The sequence below is a fragment of the Pelomonas baiyunensis genome (assembly GCF_043555935.1).
GTDB lineage: Bacteria > Pseudomonadota > Gammaproteobacteria > Burkholderiales > Burkholderiaceae_C > Pelomonas > Pelomonas baiyunensis.
This window is the reverse complement of the sequence record NZ_JBIGIB010000026.1, coordinates 1-231: the sequence shown is the minus strand read 5'-3', so window position 1 is coordinate 231 and position 231 is coordinate 1. Positions and strand designations below refer to the sequence as shown.

General features: G+C 67.1%; 1 protein-coding gene. It reads left to right on the top strand.

Annotated features, from left to right (window positions below):
* Nucleotides 1-231, top strand: a 231-nt coding sequence (locus tag ACG01O_RS22285) for a hypothetical protein (RefSeq protein WP_394387814.1), incomplete at both ends; no start/stop codon positions are given.

Sequence of the window (231 nt, the reverse complement as noted above, 5' to 3'; positions counted from 1 at the left end):
CGCTCACCTCGGCCCAGCTGGTGGCCCTGAGCACCACGCCGCAGGTCAGTGGCCTGACCACCGGCAACCTCAACACGCTCACCACCGAGCAGATCTCCCGGCTGACCACGGCCCAAGTCCGTGCCCTGACCACCGAGCAGATCAACAACCTCTCCACGGCCAACCTTGCGGCCATGGGCACGGCGCAGTACGCCGCACTCACGTCCGATCAGGTCAACGCCTTCACCACCG